The organism is Archangium sp., assembly GCF_036388035.1.
GTDB lineage: Bacteria > Myxococcota > Myxococcia > Myxococcales > Myxococcaceae > Archangium.
In genome coordinates this window covers 1-19,947 of the sequence record NZ_DASVSO010000042.1, presented here as the reverse complement: position 1 = coordinate 19,947, position 19,947 = coordinate 1, and the positions used below count along the sequence as shown (strand labels likewise).

Genomic DNA, 19,947 nt, shown 5'->3' with positions numbered 1-19,947 from the left:
AGCGAGGACAGGAAGATGACGCCGAGCAGCACCTTCCAGGTGAGGAAGGCCCCGATGAGCGCCAGCAGGTACTTGTCTCCCCCACCCAGCGCCTCCTTCTTGAAGATCTTCTCTCCCAGCCACTCCATGCCCCAGAAGATGAGGAACGCGGCCGCCGCGCCGATGGCCGCGTCCCGCACCCGCTCCAGTCCGAGCGGTACCGCCAGGGCCAGCCCAGCGGCGATGCCCGGCAGCGTCAGCTCGTGCGGGAGGATCCAATGCTCCAGATCTATAAAGGAGAGCGACACCAGCAACAGCACCAGGATGAGGCCGGACACCAGCTCGGGGCTCCAGCCGAAGCGGCGCTGGCAGGCGAAGAAGAGCAGCGCGGTGAGCAGCTCGATGGCCGGGTAGCGCCAGGAGATGGGCTCGCCACACGAGCTGCAGCGTCCCCGGAGCCCGAGCCACGAGAGGACTGGAATGTTCTCGTACCAAGCGAGTTGGTGACCACACTGGGGGCAGCGTGAGCGCGGGCTCACGATGCTCTGCCCGTAGGGCACGCGAGCGATCACGACATTCAAGAAACTGCCGAAGAGCAGGCCCATGATGACAACCAGCGCAACGGCCGCTCCCTCCAGCGCCTGATGAGTCACGTTTTCGAGTCCCTTCCTTCGCGAGGAGCTCCGGGCGGCGCAGCATAGGGCGCTCGCGCGGCCCGCGGGCAGACCATTCCTGTCACCCAACTGACGAAAATTGGCACCCGCATGGACGTTTCGCGTCCATCTCCGCGTGCAAGTCCCTGGATCCTCGTCAAGGGGTCCTGGGTTTGACGCTGGCACCGTTCGTGCTATTCCTCACGTCGGCTTCGGCCGCAACCCATCCCCTCACCCAGGGAAATCAATGACCCGTCTGTTCGCCCGGAAGAACCGTGGCTTCACGCTCATCGAGCTGATGATCGTTGTTGCCATCATCGGCATCCTCGCCGCCATCGCCATCCCGAACTTCATCAAGTTCCAGGCTCGCTCGAAGCAGGGTGAGGCCAAGGCCAACCTGAAGGCCTGGTTCACCACGCAGCGCGCGTTCCTCCAGGAGAAGGACCGCTACGAGTCCGACATCAAGATCGTCGGCTATGCTCCTGAGCGCGGCAACCGCTACGCTTACTACTTCTCCAGCAGCCCGACCTTCGAGATTCGTGGCGCGGCTGGCATCTCCGCCCTGACCTCCGCCACCGCCATCACGGTGGACACCGGTAAGTTCAACGGCGCCCGCACCAACCCCCCCTACAAGCCGATCACCCTCGGCTTCGCGGCCGGTGGCGGTGATGACCCGGCGAAGCCGGGCCGTTCCGCGACCTGCCCCGGCTGCAACATCGACGCGTACGCCGCCGGCAACGTCGACAACGAGGCCACTGGCTACGACACCTGGTACATCGCGACCAAGGACGCCACGGGCACCGCGGTGTGCGGCAACGGTGACGAGGCCATGGCCGTCGCCGGTACCCCGTACCTGAACTACAACGACGTGGACTGCGACAGCCCGTGATTCACGGTGCTAGTCGGCTGCTGTTCGGCCTCTCTAGCTGCTAGCAGTTGATCAGAAAAGGCATCCGGGCATAAACCCGGGTGCCTTTTTTGTTTTGGTGCCGCCCCTATGATGTCGCGCTCTTCCCTGCCCGCCCTCTTGGTTGGCTTCGCCAGTTTGATCAGTCTCGCGCTGCTCGCGACGCCTCCCCGCAAACCGCCCCGTGGCCCCCACCAGGAGCCCCTCCTGCCCCGGCAGGAGCTGCTGTACATGGCGGGTCGCGGTCACCTGCAGATGGTCGCGGACTACTTCTGGCTCCAGGTCATCCAGGCCACCGGCAGCGCGCAGAAGGCCGAGGAGTACCGCGACGTCTACGGCTACGCGGACCTCACCACGGACCTGGATCCGAAGTTCGCCTTCGTCTACCCGTTCGCCGCCGGGGTGCTGCCCACCAACCTCGGGCGCGAGACCTGGGTCAACACCGAGCAGTCCACCCGCTTGTTGCGCAAGGGTCTGCCGCTGTTCCCCGACGACCTCGAGATGAACGTCCTGCTGGCCTACAACCTGAGCACCTACCACCAGCAGTACAAGGAGGCCGCCCAGGTCCTGGAGCATGCCTCGAAGCTGCCAGGCGCCCCCGCCTATCTGCCCGCCCTGGCCACCCGCCTCTATGCCCAGTCAGGCGAGGTGAACGCCGGCCTCGCGCTGGCGCGCTCCCTGGCGGACTCGGCGGAAGATCCGGCCACCCGCGAGACGTTCCTCCAGCGCATCCGTGACCTGGAGCTGGAAGCGGAGCTGCGGCGCGTGGATGCCGCCATTGGCGAGTACCGCCAGCAGTTCGGCGTGGCTCCGCCCGACGTCGACACGCTGCTCTGGCTGGGCTTCTTGGATCCGCCCCCGCAGGACCCCCAGGGCGGTGGCTTCGTCATCGGTTACGACGAGCGCTCCTACTCGGAGACGCAGAATCGGCGCCTCGAAATCTTCACCCCGTACGACCGGGGCTATCAATGGAACCGGTAGGTAGAGCAGAGATGGACACGAACACCCCCTCTCCCATCGAGATCCGAAACCTCTCCAAGACGTATCGGCTCGGCTTCTTCATGAACCGGCAGGTCCGCGCCCTCCAGTCGCTGGACCTCTCCATCATGCCGGGGCAGGTGTATGGCCTGCTGGGCCCCAACGGCGCCGGCAAGTCCACCACCATCAAGATCCTCATGAACCTGGTGCAGCCCTCCGGGGGTGAGGCCCGGCTCTTCGGCCTGGCGCCGAACAACCGCGAAGCGCGCCGGCGCGTGGGCTACGTGCCGGAGAACCCGGCGCCCTACGAGTACCTCACGGGTCGCGAGTTCGTCACCCTGTCGGGACGGCTGACGGGGATGAGCGGCAAGGCGCTCGATGACCGGGTGAACGAGGTGCTCGGCATGGTGCAGATGACGCGCGCCGCCAACCTGCAGATCCGCCGCTACAGCAAGGGCATGGTGCAGCGTGTGGCGCTGGCGCAGGCGCTCGTCTCCAAGCCGGACCTGCTCATCCTGGACGAGCCCACCTCGGGCTTGGATCCGGTGGGCCGCCGGCAGATCCGCGACCTCATCCTCGAGGAGCGCCACCGCGGCACCACCGTGCTCTTCTGCACGCACATCATCCCGGACGTGGAGGCGCTCTGCGACCGCGTGGCGGTGCTGGTGGGCGGACGACGCGTGCGCGAGGGCAGCGTGGCGGAGCTGGTGAGCTCGCAGGCCACCCACATGGAGCTGACGGTGGAGGGGCTGCCGCTGGAGCGCATCCAGGCGCTGGGCATCGAGCTGGAGAATGCCCGCCGGTTGGAGAACCGGGTGCTGCTGCGCGTGCGGGACGCGGATGCGCAGCCGCTGCTCAAGCGGACGTTGGAGCAGGGGGGACGGGTCACCCAGCTGCAGCCCGCCCGTTTCTCGTTGGAAGAACTCTTCCTGCGCGCGCTCGAGGAGGCGCGGCAGGGTCCCGTTGGAGGGGAGATTTCGTGATGGGACCGTTCATTGCCCTGGCGTTCAATGGTTTCCGGGAGGCCCGGCGCAACCGGGTCACCCTGCTGGTGGCCATCTTCGCGCTCGCCATGCTGCTCTCCACCACGCTCGTGCTGGAGGTCACGGTCAACACGTTCGACCGGGTCCTCACCGACGTGGGCCTGGGGGCCATGAGCCTGATGCTGGTGCTGCTCACCATCTTCCTCTCCAGCGGGCTCATCTCGCGGGAGATCGAGCGGCGCACCATCTTCCTCATGGTGTCCAAGCCCATCTCGCGCGGCGCCTTCCTGGTGGGCCGGCTGCTGGGCAACATGCTCACCGTCACGGTGCTGCAGGCCGCCATGGCCGCGCTCTTCTTCCTGCTGATGCGCTTCTACAACAGCCCCATCACCCCCGCGCACCTGACGGCGATCGGGATGCTGTGGTTCGAGCTGTGGCTGCTCAGCGGCGTGGGCTTCCTGATGTCCAGCTTCTCCAGCCAGATGGTGTCCGCCTTCGTCACCGTCAGCGTCTACTTCGCCGGGCACCTGGCCTCGGACATCTACAAGCTGGCCGGCAAGTCCAAGAGCGGCGCGGTGCAGGAGCTGGGCAAGTTCGTCTACTACCTGCTGCCGGACCTCTCGAAGCTCAACTACCGTCCGCATGCGACGTACAACGCCGCCATCTCGGGCACGGAGTTGCTGACGTCCGCCGGGTACGCCATGGCCTTCACCGGCGTGCTGGTGTCGCTGGCCGTCGTCCTCTTCAACCGCCGCGACTTCCGCTGAAGTGCCCCGCTCGGGGCGGCGAGGCTCAGCCCTCGTCGTCCCGCTCGGACAGCCCGTGCTTGGCCAGGCGGTAGCGGAAGGAGCGGAACGTCAGGCCGAGCAGCTCCGCCGCCCGTGTCTTCACGCCGCCGGACTGCGCCAGGGCCGCCCGCAGGTAGCGCTGCTCGGCATCATCCAGGTGGTGCTCCAGCGAGAAGCCCGGGACCAGGGCCACGTCGCCGCCCGTGGGCTGGGCCACGGCGGGAGGCGCCGACTCTCCCCGAAGCGAGGGAGGCAGCGAGCCCAGCGTCAGCACGTCTCCATCCGCCAGCGCCGCCGCGCGCTCGACGATGTTCTCCAGCTGGCGCACGTTGCCGGGGAAGGCGTAGGCGGACAGCACCGCCAGCGCCTCCGGTGAGAAGCGCAGCCCCGGCCGCCCCAGCTCCTTGCGCTGCCGCTCGAGGAAGTGCTCGGCCAGCAGGGGGATGTCCCCCGCCCGCTCGCGCAGGGGCGGCAGCTCCAACGTGATCACGTTGAGGCGGTAGAAGAGATCCTCCCGGAAGCGCCCCGCCTTCACCTCGGCCTCCAGGCGCCGGTTGGTGGCCGCCACCACGCGCGCATGGAAGGGCACCTCGGCCGAGCTGCCCACCGGCTTCACCTTCCGCTCCTGCAGCACGCGCAGCAGCTTCACCTGGGTGGCCTGCGGCACCTCGCCAATCTCGTCGAGGAAGACCGTCCCCTCCCCCGCGTGCGCGAGCAGGCCCGGCCGCTCGTGCGTGGCACCGGTGAAGGCCCCCCTCACATGGCCGAAGAGCTCGCTCTCCAGCACGCCCTCGTTGAGGGCCGCGCAGTTGACGGGAAGGAAGGGCTGGCCGGCGCGCGGGCTCTTGAGGTGCAGGGCCTTGGCGATGAGCTCCTTGCCCGTTCCACTCTCCCCGTGGATGAGGACGGTGGAGCGCGTGGGCGCCACCTTCTCCACCAGACTCCACACCGCGCGCATGCGATCGCTGCGCCCCACACCCACCATGCCCACCCCGGGCACCAGGTGCTCGCGCAGCGAGACGTTCTCCTGGCGCAGCGTGCGCTTCTCCAGCGCCTTCTGCACCAGCAGCTTCAGCTCCTCGTTGTCGAAGGGCTTGCCGATGTAGTCGTACGCCCCCTCGCGCATTGCCTCCACCGCCGAGGCCGCCGTGCCGAAGGCGGTGATGACGATGACCTCGGGCGGGTCCGCCAGCGCCCGCGCGGCGCGCAGCACGTCCATGCCGCTCTGCGAGGGGCCCAGCTTCATGTCGGTGACCACCAGGTCCACCGGCGTCGCCGAGCCCAGCACCGCCCTGGCCGCCTGCACCCCCTCCGCGCACGTCACCTGGTAGCCCGCTCGGGTGAGCAGCACCTCCAGGAACTCGCGCATCGACAGCTCGTCATCCACCACCAGCACGTGCACGGCCACGCTCTCCCTTCCCCTCAACCCCGCAGTGGTAGCTGGATGAGGAACTCAGTGCCCTCCTGCGGGGAGGAGCGTACGCGGATGTTGCCACCATGCGCACGCACGATGGAGTACGCCGTCGACAAGCCCAGCCCGGTGCCGCCCTCCCGGGTGCTGAAGAAGGGCTCGAAGATGCGCGACAGGTCCGCCACGGGAATACTGCCCGCCGAGTCCCAGATGCGCAGCAGGGCCAACTCCTCCTCCTCGACCTCCAGCGTCACGCGCACCTGCCCGCCCCGGCCCGCGGCCTGGAAGGCGTTGCGCAGGACGTTGATGAGCACCTGCCGGAGCTGATCCGGATCCACCGGCACGCGCACGGGCGCCAGGATCATCTCCACCTGGACCTCCTGGGCGATGGGGTCCACCCGCAGCATGTCCACCGTCTCGGCCACCAGCACCTCCAGCTCCAGGCGCTGCAGGCTCGGAGGCGGCGGGCGAGCGAAGCGCAGGAAGTCGTCCACCAGCTTGGAGAGCCGGTCCGACTCGCGCAGGAGGATCTCCACCAGCTTGGCGGAGGTGGGGTCCGTCGTCCCGGGCTCTTGCACGAGCAGCTGCGCCGAGCCCCGCATGGCGGCCAGCGGGTTGCGGATTTCATGGGCGAGCTGGGCGGACAGCGTCCCCAGGGCCGCCAGCCGGTCCGCGCGCTTCAGGTCCTCCTCGATGCGGCGCAGCTCGGTGAGATCCTGGAAGACGATGAGCGTGCCCCCTCCCCCCGGTCCCTCCAGCCCCGTCACCGTCAGCCCCAGCGTGCGCATGCCGGCGGTCGTCTGCACCGTCATCTCCCGGCGGCGCAGGCGGGCGTCCGGCCCCAGCGCCCCCGGCAGCACCGCCTCCACCAGGGTGCCCGGCGCCAGCCGGGGCTCCAGGGCCAGGATGGCGGAGGCGGCCCGGTTGACGAAGGTGACGACGCCCGCCGCGTCACTGGTGATGAGCCCCGAGGGCATGCAGGCCAGGATCTGCCGCTGCAGGGTGTCCAGCTTCTGGAGATCCGCCTCGCGCTCGGAGAGCTGGCCACCGGCGGCCGAGAGCTGACGCGACAAGTAGCCCGCCAGCACGGCCATGAGGAAAAAGGCCAGCAGGTTGCTGATCAGCAGGAAGAGGATCCGCTGCCGGCTGAGCGGGGCGATGCCCAGGGGCGGCTCCATCCAGCCGTACTTCACCGCCATCAGCAGCAGCGTGTAGGCGACCGCCCCGGCCCCCGCGGCCACGAGCGCTCCGCGACCATCCAGCAGGATGCTCGCGCCGATGACGGCCAGCAGGTAGGTGAAGGTGAAGGGGCTGTCGCCGACGCCCGTCAGGAAGACGAGCATCGAGGCGACGACCAGGTCGCCCGCGACCTGCACCACCGCCGCCATCCGGTCCACCCCGCGGCCCCCGCGCAGCATGAGGCCGTAGACCAGGGTGAAGACGTAGACGAGCCCGATGACCGCGAAGGACAACATGTCCGCGCGGCTGGGCTCCTCGATGGGCTGGAGGAAGAGCCGCGCGGCAACGGCCACCAGCGACAGGCTGGTGGCCACCGTGCGGAACACGGTGAGCCAGACCAGCCGGGTGCGGAGCGTGTCCGCCTCCGGCCGGCCGGCGAGGACCAGCCCGCCGACGCTACTTGACGGCACCGGCGATGGCGAAGATGGGCAGGTACATCGAGATGAGGAAGCCACCGACCACGCCGCCGAGGAACACCATCATCAGCGGTTCGATCATCGCCGTCATGCCCGCGACCGCCGTGTCCACCTCGTCGTCGTAGAAGTCGGCGATCTTGTTGAGCATCGTGTCCATGGCGCCCGTGGCCTCGCCCACGCCGATCATCTGCACCACCATGGGCGGGAACACCTTCGTCTCCAGCAGCGGGCCGGCGATGTTCTTGCCCTCGGCGATCTTCCCGCGCACGTAGTAGATGGCCTCTTCCACCGAGCGGTTACCGGCCGTCTTCGCGGTGACGTCCAACGCGTCCAGGATGGGCACGCCCGAGGAGATCATCGTGCCGAGCGTACGGGTGAAGCGCGCCACGGCCACCTTGCGGATGACGGGCCCGATGATCGGTGCCATCAGGAACATCTTGTCCAGGAAGCGTCGTCCCTGGGGGTGGCGGTACGTGTACGTGAAGGACACCACGATCGTCACGATGATGGCCAGGGCGTGCAGGATGTAGTTCTGCAACCACTCGGACAAGTCCACGACGAACTGGGTGGGCGCGGGCAGCGCCTGACCGAAGTCCGAGAACATCTTGGCGAACGTCGGCGTCACCTTGAGGAGCAGCAGCGCCGTCACGCCGAAGGCCACCAACAACACGATGGCCGGGTAGGTCATCGCGCCCTTGACCTTGCGCTTGAGCTTCTCGTTCTTCTCGCGGTAGGCCGCGAGCCGGTTGAGGATGTTGTCGAGAATACCGCCGACCTCACCCGCCGCGCACAGCTGCACGAAGAGCTCGTCGAAGACCTTGGGGTGGTCTCCCAGCGCGTCGGCGAAGGTGGAGCCCTGCTCGACCTTGTTCTTGATGGCGAACACGACCTTGCGGAAGGCCGGGTTGTCCATCTGGCTGCCGAGGATGTCCAGGCACTGCACCAGCGGCAGACCCGCGTCGATCATCGTCGCGAACTGACGGGTGAAGACGAGGATGTCCTTGCCCGTGACGGCCGAGCCGAAGGAGATGTTGAGGTCCGAGTCGAGCAGACCCTTGCGTCGGACCTTGACGGGATTGAGGCCCAGGGACTTGAGGCGGGCATTGACGGCCTCGATGTCCGAGGCCTCCATCTCCCCCTTCTTCGTCTCGCCGGACTTGGTCTTCGCCTCCCAGAGGAACTGGGCGGTGTTCTTCTGTTTGGATGGTGCGGATTTCTGCGTCGCCGTTGCCGCCATACAGCCCTCCGAAGGGGTGCGCGAGTCTACTCCCGCGCTCTAATTTCGCGAATTAGCGACCGGCAGGACCGGCCGGCCGCTGTCCAGGCACACCAGCGCCGCCGGACAGAAGATTGCGCAGCTCCTCGGGGTCGCTCGAGCGGCCGAAGGCCTCGTCCTGCGTGATGAGCCGGCGCGCCAACAGCTGCGCCAGGGCCTGATTGAAGGTCTGCATGCCGAACTTGGCCTGCCCCACCTGCATCGACGAGTACACCTGGTGGATCTTGTCCTCACGGATGAGGTTGCGGATGGCGGGGTTGGGCACCATCACCTCCAGGGCCAGCACGCGGCCCGGAGAGCCCGCCTTGGCGATGAGCGACTGGCTCATCACGCCCTCGAGCACGAACGAGAGCTGCGCGCGCACCTGCGGCTGCTGGTAGGGCGGGAACACGTCCAGCACGCGGTTGATGGTCTGCACCGCGCTGTTGGTGTGCAGCGTGGCGTAGCAGGTGTGGCCCGTCTCGGCGATCACCAGCGCCGCCTCGATGGTCTCCAGGTCGCGCAACTCGCCCACCAGCACCACGTCCGGATCCTGCCGGAGGATGTACTTGAGCGCCGTCTTGAAGTTGCGCGTGTCCGCCCCCACCTCGCGCTGGTTCACCAGGCAGTTCTTGTGCGGGTGCAGGTACTCGATGGGATCCTCGATCGTCATGATGTGCTCGTGACGGTCGGTGTTGATCTTGTCGATCATCGAGGCCAGCGTGGTGGACTTGCCCGAGCCCGTGGGGCCCGTCACCAGGATGAGGCCACGCGGCTTCTTTACCAGCTCGGCCACCACGGGGGGCAGGCCGAGCTCCTGGAAGGTGAGGATCTTGAAGGGAATGGTCCGGAACGCGCCGGCCACCGCGCCACGCTGCATGTAGATGTTGGCGCGGAAGCGCGACAGCCCCTTCACACCGAAGGACAGGTCGAGCTCGTTCTCCTCCTCGAACTTGTGCTTCTGGGCATCCGTGAGGATGGAGTAGCAGAGCTGCTTGGTCTCCACCGGGGTGAGCTGGGCCGTCTTGAGCGGCACCAGCTCGCCGTCCACGCGGAGCTGGGGCGGGGAGCCCGTGGTGATGTGGAGGTCGGAAGCGCCCTTCTCGACCATCGCCTTGAGCAGCTGGTGCAGATTCACGAAAACCGTCCTTCGGGTAGGTGGGGAATGTCGGGGGTGGAGCCTAGAAGCGGTCGGGCGCGGTGTTGGCCACCACTTCGTCCAGCGTGGTGACGCCGTCCATCATCTTCGCCAGGGCCGACATGCGCAGCGAGCTCATGCCAAGGCGGATGGCCTCCTGCTTCAGCTCGGCGGCGGAGGCGCCGTTGATGACCAGCTCCTTGAGGCCGTCCCAGAAGGGCATGACCTCGTACACGGCCACGCGGCCGCGGTAGCCACGGTCGTTGCACTCGCGGCAGCCGACCTTCTCGTACAGGGTGAAGGTGCCGATCTTCTCCGGAGGCACGCCCGCGTTGATGAGGGCCTGCTCGTCCACGTTCTCCGCCGGGCGCTTGCAGGCCGCGCACAGGCGGCGCGCCAGACGCTGGGCGAGAATCAGGTTGAGCGAGGCCGTCACGAGGAAGGGCTCGATGCCCATGTTGAGCAGACGGCTGACAGTACCGGGGGCGTCGTTGGTGTGCAGCGTGGAGAGCACCAGGTGGCCCGTGAGCGCCGCCTTGACGCCGATTTCGCCCGTCTCGAAGTCGCGGATCTCACCGATCATGATGATGTCGGGGTCCTGACGCAGGAAGGAGCGGAGGGCCGCGGCGAAGTTCAGGCCGATGTCCTCGTGCATCTGCACCTGGTTGATGCCGGCGAAGTTGAACTCGACCGGGTCCTCGGCGGTGGCCACGTTGGTGTCGATCTGGTTGAGCATCGACAGCGCCGAGTACAGCGTCGTCGTCTTGCCCGAGCCCGTGGGGCCCGTCACCAGCACCATGCCGTAGGGACGCTCGATGGCCTCCTTGAACCAGGCCAGCGGCTGGGGATCGAAGCCCAGCTTCGTCATGTCCAGCTGGAGGTTGGACTTGTCCAGGAGGCGGAGCACCACCTTCTCGCCGAAGAGCGTGGGGCACACGCTCACGCGGAAGTCCATCTCCTTGCCGCCAGCGAGCTTGATCTTGATACGACCGTCCTGCGGCAGGCGGCGCTCGGAGATGTCGAGGTTCGCCATGATCTTCAGACGGCTGGTGATGGCGTTGCGCAGCTTCATCGGCGGACGCATCACCTCGTACAGCGAGCCGTCGATCCGGAAGCGAACCCGGAAGTCCTTCTCGTAGGGCTCGACGTGAATATCCGAGGCGCCCTTCTTGATGGCGTCCTGGAGGATGAGGTTCACCAGCTTGACGACGGGGGCGTCGTCCGCGGCGCGGGCCATCTCCTCGATGTTGCCCTCCTCCTCCTCCTTGGCCACCTCGATGTCCTCGGCCATCTCGTCGACGAGGGCATTCATGTCCGGGCCCTTCTCGGCGTAGTAGCGCTCGATGGCCTCGCGGATGGAGATCTCGGAAGCGACCACCGGCTCGATGTTGTAGCCGGTGAGGAACTTCAGATCGTCCACCGCGTAGATGTTGGACGGATCGCACATCGCCACGATGAGCGACGGGCCGGCGCGGTTGACGGGGATCACCAGGTGCTTCTCGGCCACTTCCTTCGGCACGAGCTTGATGATCTCCGCGTCGATGTCGAAGTCCTTCAGGTTGATGGCCGGCACGCCGTACTGCTTGGAGAGGAAGTCGGTGAGCTTCGACTCCTCGATGGCGCCCGTCTTGATGAGGGCGGTGCCGATACGCGTGCCGTTCTTCTGCTGCTCCTCCTGGGCTTTGCGCAGCTGCTGGACGGAAATGAGGTTCTCGCGAACCAGCAGTTCACCAAGTCGACCGGACATTTTCAGAGGCCTCGAGCGTTGGAATAACGAAGGGATGCGCGGGCAGGCGCGCGCACCAGGACAGACGACCGGATTAAAGGAAGCGACGCACAACGCTGTCAAGGCACCGCGCGTGAGCCGCTCACTCGGCAACCCGTTGAATCCACTCGGAAAATTTCAGTCGGCTGCCCGGGCGATCACCGTGCGAGCAGCCTCGACGTCCCTCTTGATCTGCCCGACGAGTTCCGCCACGGAGCCAAAACGGCGCTCGGCGCGCAGCCGCTCCAGGAACTGCACCCGCAGCTCCTTGCCGTAGAGGTCTCCACTGAAATCCAGCAGGTGGGCCTCGATGGTGACCTCGTTCACCCCGAAGGTGGGTTTGACGCCGATATTGGCCACCCCGGGGTGCCAGGTCCCTTCGGACCCGCCCCCGAAGCGCACGCGGATGGCGTACACGCCGGCGGCGGGCCGCAGCTCGTTCTGGGTGTCCACGTTGGCGGTGGGAAAGCCGATGCCCCGGCCCCGGCCATGGCCGGTGACGACGGTGCCGTCCAGATCGAAGGGCCGCCCCAGCAGGCGCTGCGCGGCGCTCACCCGGCCCTCGAGGATGTACTCGCGCACCTTCGAGGACGAGGCCACCACGCCATCCACGGTGACGGGGGACACCACGTGCACCTGGGCCCCTCGGGCGGCGGCGGCCTCGCGCAGGGTGTCGGCGGTGCCAGCACGCGCGGCGCCGTAGGTGAAGTCGTAGCCCACCACGAGGTGGCGCGCGCCCAGCACGTCCAGCAGCGAGGCCTCGAAGTCGCGCGGCGAGTGCCGGGCGTACTCCCGCGTGAAGGGCTGCACCACCGCTCCGGCCAGCCCGCAGGCCTCGAAGAGCTCCAGCTTGCGCGGCAGCAAGGAGATCAGCTTGGGGGCCAGCTCCGGCTGGAGCACCTTGCCCGGATGGGGCTGGAAGGTGAGCGCGGCGGCGAGAGGGCCATGGCGGCGGGCCTCGGCGAAGAGGGCCTGGTGACCCAGGTGGACACCATCGAAGTTGCCCAACGCGAGCGCACAGCCGGCCAGCTCCCGCGCCTCCGTGACTCCATGGAAGACCTTCATGGGGCGTCGGTATAGCGCCAAAGCCGTCGCTTTGCCCTGGCCAGACCGCCCCGGCCCGTGAGAAGAGGCGCTCCAGCGTCACCCATCCGTCATGCCTCGCCCCCGCCTCCTCCCTGACCCCGTCGGCCCGCACCTGGCCGCCCTCGAAGCCCCACCCGACTGGGACGCGGAGTTCGGCTTCTCCGGCCCCCTGGAGCTGGAGATCGGCTCCGGGGCCGGCGGCCACGCCCTGGAGTACTGCCGCCGCCACCCCGAGGTGCGCTTCGTCGCCTTCGAGTGGCGCAAGAAGTACGCGCGCGACACCCTGGACCGCGGCCACAAGCTGGGCCTGCGCAACCTGCGCGTGCTCGAGGCGGACGCCCGCTTCGTGGTGCCGCGCATCTTCGCATCCAACTCGCTGGACGCCATCCACCTCCAGTTCCCCGATCCGTGGTGGAAGCGCTCCCACTTCAAGCGCGCCGTCATCCAGCCCGAGTTCGCCAAGCTGCTGCTGGACCGGCTCAAGCCCGGGGGCCTCTTCGACATGCGCACGGACGTGCAGGACCGGGGCGTGTCCATGCTCGCCATCCTCGAGGACGCCGGCTTCATCAACCCGCTGGGCAAGGGGGTGTTCCACCCCTATGACCCTGAGGAGGTGCCCTCCACGCGCGAGCGGCGCTACCTCGCCAGCGGGGAGCCCGTGTACCGCGGCCGCCTGCGCAAGCCCGCCTGATCCAGGCTGGGTGCATCACGCACGCCGGGAGGCAAGAAGCCCCACCACTTCTGGACGTCCAGAAGTGATGGAGTTCCGTTCCGCGCTCTCAGCGGGTGTTGAACAGGGGCGAGCATCCGGCCGAGCTACGGGAAGGTCACGCCGTCGAAAAGCTCGCCCCTGCCGCCCCCCTCCTGGCTCCACAGCTTCAAGGTGAAGGTGTCGCGCGCCTCCTCCTGCGTCGCCTCCACCTCCAGTACGACACGAAGCTTCTTCCCCGGGGCAATGGGCTCCAGCGGCCACACGCCGAGCGCCTTCACCTCCACGCGATTGGGGCCCACCAGCACCGCACCGGCGGGTGTCCAGGGTGTGCTCCCGCCGTTCCTCAACTCCTGCTCCACGGCCAGCCGCACCCCCTTGCGCCCGCCCTTCTCGTACCCGGTGCCCGAGCGGTAGCTGCGCGCCTTGCTGCTGATGAGCGTGTTGCCGGGGCGTGCGGTGACGTTCCTGGCGATGTTCTTGTCGCTGACTCCGCCCGCCCCCCTGAGGTTCTGGACGAGGAGGGCCGTGAGCCCCACCTTCCCGTTGGACTCCGCCTCCAGGCGCGCCTTCTCCCGCCGACACTGCTGGACTTCCTCCAGCGCCCGTTGCTCGCCCTCGTGGCAGGAGGCCAGCGTGTGCAGCTGGCGTATCACCTCCACCAGCCGCTCGGCCTCGGAGGGATGCACCACCAGCGAGAAGGTGATGCTCGCCGGGGGCGCATCGTCCAAGAAGTACACCGTCACCGGCACGTGCTCTCCGTCCGGCAGGGCCCACGTGGGGACGAGCGTGAAGCCCACCTCGTCCGCTATCACCCGGAAGCGCTCCCGCCCGGCCAGCTCCACGCGCGCCAGCTTCGCGTCGAAGAAGAAGCTGGTGGGGCGTCCCGGGCGGATGCACACCTCGTGCGCCTTGCTGGCCGTGTCCACCGTCAGCTCGAGGTGCCGCGTGTCCACCGCACAGGTGGACATTGGTGCTTCCACACCGGGGCCAGCGGGGGCGGCGAGCAGCACGAGGCGGAGGAGCGCGACGGAGGACAGGGCGAACACAGGGCGGGGACCTCCCGAGAGACGACGAGACCGGAGAAGTGGGGCTCTACCACACCTCCCTCGCGGTCGTGTCGGGATGCGCCCAAGACCCGCCCCCCGCCTGTTGCCGAGGCGCCCTATTGGAAACGGTCCACCACCCGCACCACCGCGACGGGGTCGACCAGCACCTTGCCTGGCTCGCTGCCGGGCCGGAGCTCCAGGCCGACGTCGTCATCCGTATCCAGCAACTCCAGGCACACCGGATACGTCTCCCCGGTGGGCGTGCGCGCCTCGGTGAAGCGACCGTACACGCGGTCCTCCGTGAAGTAGAGCTGGCCGGAGAGCCGGGTGTACCCGGGCAGTGCCGTCTGTCCCGTGGGCGTGTCCCAGTCGCCGAACACATAGATGGGAGTGTCCTCGCGCACGAGCACGGACCTGCCCCGCACGTCGCCCCATTCGACGCTGCTCGTTTCCCCGATGCGCAGGCCGCGCGTGCGCATGGTCTCCACGGCCCCGGAGGGGCAGGGCTGGGGAAGCGGCGCCGGGCGCACGGGCGGCACATGCTGCGCCCCCAGGCAGGCCTGCAAGGCGGCGCCCGCGAGGCCGAGACACACGGTGCGCACGGCGGCTCCTCGGCCCCGGGGCCGCGCTTCTCCCTGGGGGCCAGACGTCTGCTGCTGCTTCACGGGGGCACTGTCCTTTCGAGGCGCCGCGAGCGGGGCGGCGGCCGCGGGGGGAAGCGCCTGGGCAGGCGCGGCCACGGCCCGTGCAGGTTCTGGCGCGAGCCCTACAGGCGCCACTTCCTGGCCAGAGGTGAGCCACCAGCCCCCCACTGCCATGGCCAACCCCACCACGCCCGCCCCCGCCAGCACCCAGGCTCCGCGCGCCCACGGCTTCACGACGGCGGGCCGTGTCCTCCCGTGCAGCGGCATCGTCCAAGCCGCGTTGGCCCCGGCCTTCAGCGTCTCCAGGGCCTCGTACAGCGCCACGGCGCTGGGGTAGCGCACCTCGGGCCGCTTCTCCAGCAGCCGCAGGCACACCGCCTCCACGTCCCGGGGCACGCGCGGGTTGACGAGGTGCGGGGGCAGCGGCGCCCGGTGAAGCACCGCCTCCACGTCCACGTTCCCCTCGTCAGTGAGCCGGAAGGGAAAGCGGCCCGTCAGCAACCGGTAGAGCACCACCCCCAGCGCGTACAGGTCATCCCCCGGCCCGGCCCGGTAGTGCGCGCCCGGCACGCCCGCGTGTGCATGGGCGAAGGCCCACGCCTCGGGGGCGCGGTAGTGGGGCGCGCCCGGAGGAAACATCCCCTTCGTCAGCGTGGCGTCTCCCTCGTGGTAGCCCACGCCGAAGTCCACCAGCACCGCCTGCCCGTCGGCCTCGCGCACCAGGATGTTGTCCTCCTTCACGTCCCGGTGCACCACCCGCGCGTCGTGCGCCACCGCCAGCCCGCGCGCCACCTCCAGCACCCGCTCCACCACCTCGCCCAGGGTGCGTCCGGGCCGCTGCCCCCACTCCTCCAGCGTGGGGCCCTCCACCAACTCCAGCTTTATCCACAGGAAGCGGGGCTGGGACTCGGGCCACTGGCCCACGCCCAGCTGGCGCATGAGGTTGGGGTGGTGCAGGCGCGTGCCCAGCGACACCTCGCGCCAGGCGCGCGCGGCCCGCACGCTCCCCTCCTCCAGCGGCAACAGCTTGAGGGCGGCCCGGTGCCCGTTGGGGCCCCGCACCCGGTACACGGTGCCGAAGCTGCCCATGCCCAGCACGGCCTCCACCACGTCCCCGCCAATGCGGGTGCCGGGCGGCAGCGGGGGCAGGTCGAGCGGACTCATGGCGCCCTCGTCGCCACGGGGGACGGGGTGCTCGGGACTGGGGAAGGCAAACGGGCGCACACGCGGGGACTACCTCCGAGAACCTCAACCTAGCAGGTCGAGCGCTCCGGCTGGGGCCGCACAGCGTGCGCAGGCCTCCCCCTTCGATTGTCGTCGACGAGCGGTGTGCGACAGCCCTTTTGAGCCGGAGCTGTCGACGACCCCTCCGTCTGCCGGTTGGAGCGAGTCTCTGACTCCCATTTGAGCCCATGACGGCTAGCAACCCCGAGCCCACGCCGACCGACGCTTGACGCACGCGGGTGCCGGACGATGGGGGCGAAAACGCGTCAGCCGCCCCTCACTTCCAGTCGTCTAGAAGTGCATTTCACATGCAACTTTAACCATGCGAGAAGCAACAACCACACTACCCCACATCACTTCTGGACGTCTAGAAGTGAGGCGCGGCCACCCCCTCGTTGACGTCAACGAGGCACCCACCAGGGCAGGCGGGAAACCCCCTCGTCGTCGACTACAAGCGACATGTAGACAAAGCCCCTCCCTCACTTCCAGTCGACTAGAAGTGAAAGGGCCTGGGGGCGCCGGCTCCAAGGGGAGGCGCGAGTGCGTGCGGACCCTCGCCACCAGCCATCGCAGCTGAGCTGCCAAGCAGGCGGGCGGACGACTTGGCAGCCGGTAGCAACCGGGGAAGAATCAGCCTTCCCCGGAGGTCTGGGGACACAGGGTGGATGGCAGCGACATGGCGGATGGTTCGAGCAAGAAGATGGCGGAAACGCCCCGTCGCGTCGCGTCCGCGAATCCCCTCGCGGATCGCACCATCCTGCTCGTCGACGATGAGCCGGCCAACATCCGCCACGTGCGCGAGGGACTGGCCGCTCACGGCTACCGCTTCCGCGAGGCCAACGACGGCACCGAGGCGCTGCGCTCCCTGCGCGAGGTGAGGCCGGACCTCATCATCATGGACGTGGAGATGCCGCGGCTGGGCGGGGTGGAGGTGTGCCGCATCATCAAGGCCAATGGCGGCGAGGGCGGCTTCGGCTTCATCCCCGTCATCCTGGTGACGGCGCGGCAGGCCGCGGGCAAGGTGGAGGGCCTGGAGTTGGGGGCGGACGACTACCTCGTCAAGCCCTTCGACATGCTGGAGCTGTCCGCGCGCGTGAAGTCCATGCTGCGCCTCAAGGCCCTGCAGGACGCGGTGGTGGAGAAGAACCGCGAGCTGGACCACAAGAACCGCGAGCTGGATCGCGCCAACAAGGAGCTGGCCCAGAAGCGCGAGGAGCTGCTGGCCCTCACCCGCACGGACGCGCTCACCGGCCTCAACAACCGCCGCTACTTCGAGGAGCGGCTGACCGAGGAGTTCGCCCGCTCCACGCGCTACCGCTCGCCGCTGTCGCTGGTGATGATGGACATCGACCACTTCAAGCGGCTCAACGACACCTACGGGCACCCCTTCGGCGACGAGGTGCTGCGCAAGGTGGCCCAGACGATCCGCGGCAAGCTGCGGGAGGTGGACTTCGTGGCTCGCTACGGCGGCGAGGAGATGATCGCCCTGCTGCCCGAGACGGGGCCCAAGGAGGCGCTCGGTGCGTGCGAGCGCGTGCGCGAGGCCATCGCCTCCCTCCAACTGGAGCACCGCGCCCAGGACGGCACGCGCAAGTCCGTGCAGGTCACCGCCTCGCTGGGGGTGGCCAACATGCCCTCCAAGAGCCTGCTGACCATGGACGAGGTGCTGCGGGCCGCGGACACCTGCCTCTACGAGGCCAAGGCGGCCGGCCGCAACTGCGTCCGCCAGTACCAGGAGCCCTCGGGGTGACACTGCCCCTTGGCGAGCGCGGCGCTTTGGCCTAGATGGCAGTACCATGCGCCTGCTGCCCGCGACGTCGCTCCTCGTGCTGCTCCTACTGGGACCCGGTTGCAACCGACCCAGCTACGACACGCCGGTGAAGGCCTACCAGACCTTCCACCGGTCGGTGCAGCGCCGGGAGCCCAAGACCGCTTATGGCTCCCTTTCGAAGCCCACCCAGGACGCGCTCCAGGCCCGGGCCCAGACGGTCGCCCAGGCTTCCGGAGGCGCGGTGAAGGCGGATCCGGTAGCCTTGTTCTTCGCGAATGTTCCTCCGCCCGCCGATGTTACCGAGGTCACTCTCTTGAGCGAGGAAGGGGATGTGGCCCAGGTGAGCGTGGTTTCCTCGACCGGAAAGAGTCAGGTCCGAATGGTTCGTGAACCGTCCGGATGGAAGGTAGACCTTACGGAATCCCTCCAGCAGCCGTGAGAACAGGCCTCCCCCAGGCCGCTCGCGCATCAGGTAGCCTACCAACGTGAACGATCGGAAGACACGGCGGATTGCCCCCGCAGTCGAGGTCATCCGGCGCCCGGCCGCCACCCCTGGCACCCCCGCGCCCACCCCGACGCCCGCGGCGTCCGTTTCCCCACGGCCTACGCCGACTCCCACCCCGCGGCCCTCACCCGCGCCGACACCGGTGTCCACCGCGACGCCGAGCCCGTCGGCTCCCGTGATGCCCCGGCCCACGCCCCGGCCCGCGCCGACGGCCCCGGTGTCTCCAGCGGCTCCGGTGGCCCCGACGGCTCCGGAGGCCTCCACGGCCCCGGTGTCCGCAGTGGCGCCCGCTCCCACGGCGCCCGTGGCGCCACGCCCCGTGGCCCCCTCCCCTGCCGCGCCGAGGTCTGGCCCCTTCGCCAGTCGTGCACCCGGGGCGGGACCGATGGGTCGGCCGGGAGGAGGCTTTGGACGTCCGAGGACACCTCGGCCGCCTCCGACTCCCGAGCAGATCCTCGCGCTCGCCGCCAAGGAGCACGTGCCGGCGCGCATCGCCAAGGGTGACCTCGAGGGCAAGATGAAGTGCCGCGTGTGGCGCAAGCTGCACGCCGAGGAGGCCAGGCGGTTCGACCAGGTGTACGAGCTCATGGGTAAGAACCCGGGGCTGTCCCTGCCGGACGGCTTCGGCGTGCTGCAGAGCGGCCTGACCGTGGCCGAGTTCCTCGCGCGCAAGGAGCGCACCCAGCGTAAGGCCGCCGTGAAGCAGGCCCGCGGCGAGGTGGATGACACCTCGGTGGGCGCCTTCATCCAGGGGCTGCTGGAGTCGAAGACCGAGCTGGCCGTCGTGCTGGGCGAGCGCACCGTGCTCGACACCCTGTCCGCCGTGGAGCCCATCTCCTTCCTGCTGACCCGCAGCGGGCGCCTGGAGAAGCTCCAGGTCGTCATGATCACCCGTAGGTCGGATTGGGATCTGCTCACGCCCCACCTCGAGCGAGACCCGAAGCTGTCCCAGAAGCCCGCCAACGTCGCGCGTCAGCCGGACAAGCGCCCGTTCTCGGATCCCCGGCCCTTCCTCGACCACCAGGGCGAGCGCGTGCGCCTCACGCTGCGCAACGGCATCCAGCTCGAGTCGACCCTGCGCGTGGTGGGACGCTTCGACCTCATCCTCGGCGAGGATGGGCACGAGCTGTTCGTCCCCCTGCACGCCCTGGTGCGCTTCTCCGCGGCGGATGACTCGGAGGAGGCGGACCTGGACACGGATGGGGACACGTCTGGCGACGAGACCGAGCAGAACGACTAGCCCCGAGGAACACCGATGACTTCCTTTGTCTCCCGAATCATCAAGCCCTTGCTGGCGCTCACCCTGGCGGCCGCGGTGCTGAGCTCCGCGCAGGGCTGCTCCAAGGACCCGAAGCCGGCCGAGCCCTCCTCCGCTCCGGCCGCCGCCCAGCCGGCGAAGCCCGGTGAGCCGCGCACCGTCGCCCTCTCCGTCACCGAGAAGGGCTAC

Annotated in this window: 17 protein-coding genes and 1 pseudogene; 9 read left to right on the top strand and 9 right to left on the bottom strand. The window is 68.6% G+C overall.

Features of this window, described 5'->3' with window-relative positions; all coding sequences use genetic code 11:
- On the bottom strand, nt 1–632 hold a 632-nt coding region (locus tag VF697_RS01940), incomplete at its 3' end, for a prepilin peptidase (RefSeq protein ID WP_414641224.1).
- A 247-nt stretch (nt 633–879) separates the two neighbouring features.
- Here VF697_RS01940 and VF697_RS01935 point away from each other — a divergent pair.
- From VF697_RS01935 to VF697_RS01920, 4 genes are all read left to right on the top strand, one after another.
- A complete protein-coding gene (locus tag VF697_RS01935; RefSeq protein WP_331091680.1) occupies nt 880–1,521 on the top strand; it encodes a prepilin-type N-terminal cleavage/methylation domain-containing protein in 642 nt (213 codons plus the stop codon).
- A gap of 249 nt (nt 1,522–1,770) precedes the next feature.
- Entirely contained in the window at nt 1,771–2,520 is a 750-nt protein-coding gene (locus tag VF697_RS01930) for a hypothetical protein (RefSeq protein WP_331091678.1), read from the top strand.
- An 11-nt stretch (nt 2,521–2,531) separates the two neighbouring features.
- Entirely contained in the window at nt 2,532–3,500 is a 969-nt protein-coding gene (locus tag VF697_RS01925) for an ABC transporter ATP-binding protein (RefSeq protein WP_331091676.1), read from the top strand.
- Nucleotides 3,500–4,267, top strand: a complete 768-nt coding sequence (locus VF697_RS01920) for an ABC transporter permease (RefSeq protein WP_331091686.1) — start codon at nt 3,500–3,502, stop codon at nt 4,265–4,267. Before VF697_RS01925 ends, VF697_RS01920 begins: the two co-directional genes overlap by 1 nt.
- Nucleotides 4,268–4,292: 25 nt before the next feature.
- On the opposite strand, the gene VF697_RS01915 is transcribed toward VF697_RS01920, so the two are convergent.
- The 6 genes from VF697_RS01915 to VF697_RS01890 form a co-directional block, all read right to left on the bottom strand.
- Complete coding sequence (locus VF697_RS01915) at nt 4,293–5,690, bottom strand: sigma-54 dependent transcriptional regulator (RefSeq protein WP_331091684.1); 1,398 nt, start codon at nt 5,688–5,690, stop codon at nt 4,293–4,295.
- 20 nt (nt 5,691–5,710) lie between these two features.
- Nucleotides 5,711–7,348 carry a two-component system sensor histidine kinase NtrB gene (locus VF697_RS01910; protein WP_331091674.1) on the bottom strand — a complete coding sequence of 546 codons (1,638 nt, stop codon included), beginning with the start codon at nt 7,346–7,348 and terminating at the stop codon, nt 5,711–5,713.
- Nucleotides 7,335–8,591, bottom strand: a complete 1,257-nt coding sequence (locus tag VF697_RS01905; protein ID WP_331091672.1) for a type II secretion system F family protein — start codon at nt 8,589–8,591, stop codon at nt 7,335–7,337. The genes VF697_RS01910 and VF697_RS01905 overlap by 14 nt, the downstream gene beginning before the upstream one ends.
- Nucleotides 8,592–8,643: 52 nt before the next feature.
- Nucleotides 8,644–9,747 (bottom strand): type IV pilus twitching motility protein PilT, encoded by a 1,104-nt coding sequence (locus VF697_RS01900; RefSeq protein ID WP_331091670.1) that lies wholly within the window; start codon nt 9,745–9,747, stop codon nt 8,644–8,646.
- A gap of 43 nt (nt 9,748–9,790) precedes the next feature.
- Nucleotides 9,791–11,494, bottom strand: a complete 1,704-nt coding sequence (gene pilB, locus VF697_RS01895; RefSeq protein WP_331091668.1) for a type IV-A pilus assembly ATPase PilB — start codon at nt 11,492–11,494, stop codon at nt 9,791–9,793.
- A gap of 156 nt (nt 11,495–11,650) precedes the next feature.
- Nucleotides 11,651–12,577: a bifunctional riboflavin kinase/FAD synthetase gene (locus tag VF697_RS01890; protein ID WP_331091666.1), complete on the bottom strand. Its 927-nt coding sequence runs from the start codon at nt 12,575–12,577 to the stop codon at nt 11,651–11,653.
- Nucleotides 12,578–12,668: 91 nt separating this feature from the next.
- Here VF697_RS01890 and trmB point away from each other — a divergent pair, with 91 nt between their 5' ends.
- Entirely contained in the window at nt 12,669–13,289 is a 621-nt protein-coding gene (gene trmB / locus VF697_RS01885; protein ID WP_331091664.1) for a tRNA (guanine-N7)-methyltransferase, read from the top strand.
- A gap of 125 nt (nt 13,290–13,414) precedes the next feature.
- Here trmB and VF697_RS01880 read toward each other — a convergent pair whose 3' ends face one another.
- Nucleotides 13,415–14,320 carry a DUF2381 family protein gene (locus VF697_RS01880; RefSeq protein WP_331091682.1) on the bottom strand — a complete coding sequence of 302 codons (906 nt, stop codon included), beginning with the start codon at nt 14,318–14,320 and terminating at the stop codon, nt 13,415–13,417.
- Nucleotides 14,321–14,472: 152 nt separating this feature from the next.
- Nucleotides 14,473–16,164, bottom strand: a complete 1,692-nt coding sequence (locus VF697_RS01875) for a serine/threonine-protein kinase (protein ID WP_331091662.1) — start codon at nt 16,162–16,164, stop codon at nt 14,473–14,475.
- A gap of 736 nt (nt 16,165–16,900) precedes the next feature.
- Here VF697_RS01875 and VF697_RS01870 point away from each other — a divergent pair.
- The 4 genes and pseudogenes from VF697_RS01870 to VF697_RS01855 all read left to right on the top strand — a co-directional run.
- Nucleotides 16,901–17,974 (top strand): diguanylate cyclase, encoded by a 1,074-nt coding sequence (locus VF697_RS01870; protein WP_331091660.1) that lies wholly within the window; start codon nt 16,901–16,903, stop codon nt 17,972–17,974.
- 46 nt (nt 17,975–18,020) lie between these two features.
- Complete coding sequence (locus VF697_RS01865) at nt 18,021–18,434, top strand: hypothetical protein (RefSeq protein WP_331091658.1); 414 nt, start codon at nt 18,021–18,023, stop codon at nt 18,432–18,434.
- Nucleotides 18,435–18,885: 451 nt separating this feature from the next.
- Nucleotides 18,886–19,740 (top strand): hypothetical protein, encoded by an 855-nt coding sequence (locus tag VF697_RS01860; RefSeq protein WP_331091656.1) that lies wholly within the window; start codon nt 18,886–18,888, stop codon nt 19,738–19,740.
- Nucleotides 19,741–19,755: 15 nt separating this feature from the next.
- Nucleotides 19,756–19,947, top strand: a pseudogene (locus VF697_RS01855) (copper transporter); the annotation flags it as partial.

What these genes read in the sequence shown, in the direction of transcription:
- VF697_RS01935 (WP_331091680.1), top strand. Translation starts at nt 880, where the DNA reads ATGACCCGTCTGTTCGCCCGGAAGAACCGTGGCTTCACGCTCATCGAG.
- VF697_RS01930 (WP_331091678.1), top strand. Translation starts at nt 1,771, where the DNA reads ATGGCGGGTCGCGGTCACCTGCAGATGGTCGCGGACTACTTCTGGCTC.
- VF697_RS01925 (WP_331091676.1), top strand. Translation starts at nt 2,532, where the DNA reads ATGGACACGAACACCCCCTCTCCCATCGAGATCCGAAACCTCTCCAAG.
- VF697_RS01920 (WP_331091686.1), top strand. Translation starts at nt 3,500, where the DNA reads ATGGGACCGTTCATTGCCCTGGCGTTCAATGGTTTCCGGGAGGCCCGG.
- VF697_RS01905 (WP_331091672.1), bottom strand. Translation starts at nt 8,591, where the DNA reads ATGGCGGCAACGGCGACGCAGAAATCCGCACCATCCAAACAGAAGAAC.
- pilB (WP_331091668.1), bottom strand. Translation starts at nt 11,494, where the DNA reads ATGTCCGGTCGACTTGGTGAACTGCTGGTTCGCGAGAACCTCATTTCC.
- VF697_RS01890 (WP_331091666.1), bottom strand. Translation starts at nt 12,577, where the DNA reads ATGAAGGTCTTCCATGGAGTCACGGAGGCGCGGGAGCTGGCCGGCTGT.
- trmB (WP_331091664.1), top strand. Translation starts at nt 12,669, where the DNA reads ATGCCTCGCCCCCGCCTCCTCCCTGACCCCGTCGGCCCGCACCTGGCC.
- VF697_RS01875 (WP_331091662.1), bottom strand. Translation starts at nt 16,164, where the DNA reads ATGAGTCCGCTCGACCTGCCCCCGCTGCCGCCCGGCACCCGCATTGGC.
- VF697_RS01870 (WP_331091660.1), top strand. Translation starts at nt 16,901, where the DNA reads ATGGCGGATGGTTCGAGCAAGAAGATGGCGGAAACGCCCCGTCGCGTC.
- VF697_RS01865 (WP_331091658.1), top strand. Translation starts at nt 18,021, where the DNA reads ATGCGCCTGCTGCCCGCGACGTCGCTCCTCGTGCTGCTCCTACTGGGA.
- VF697_RS01860 (WP_331091656.1), top strand. Translation starts at nt 18,886, where the DNA reads ATGGGTCGGCCGGGAGGAGGCTTTGGACGTCCGAGGACACCTCGGCCG.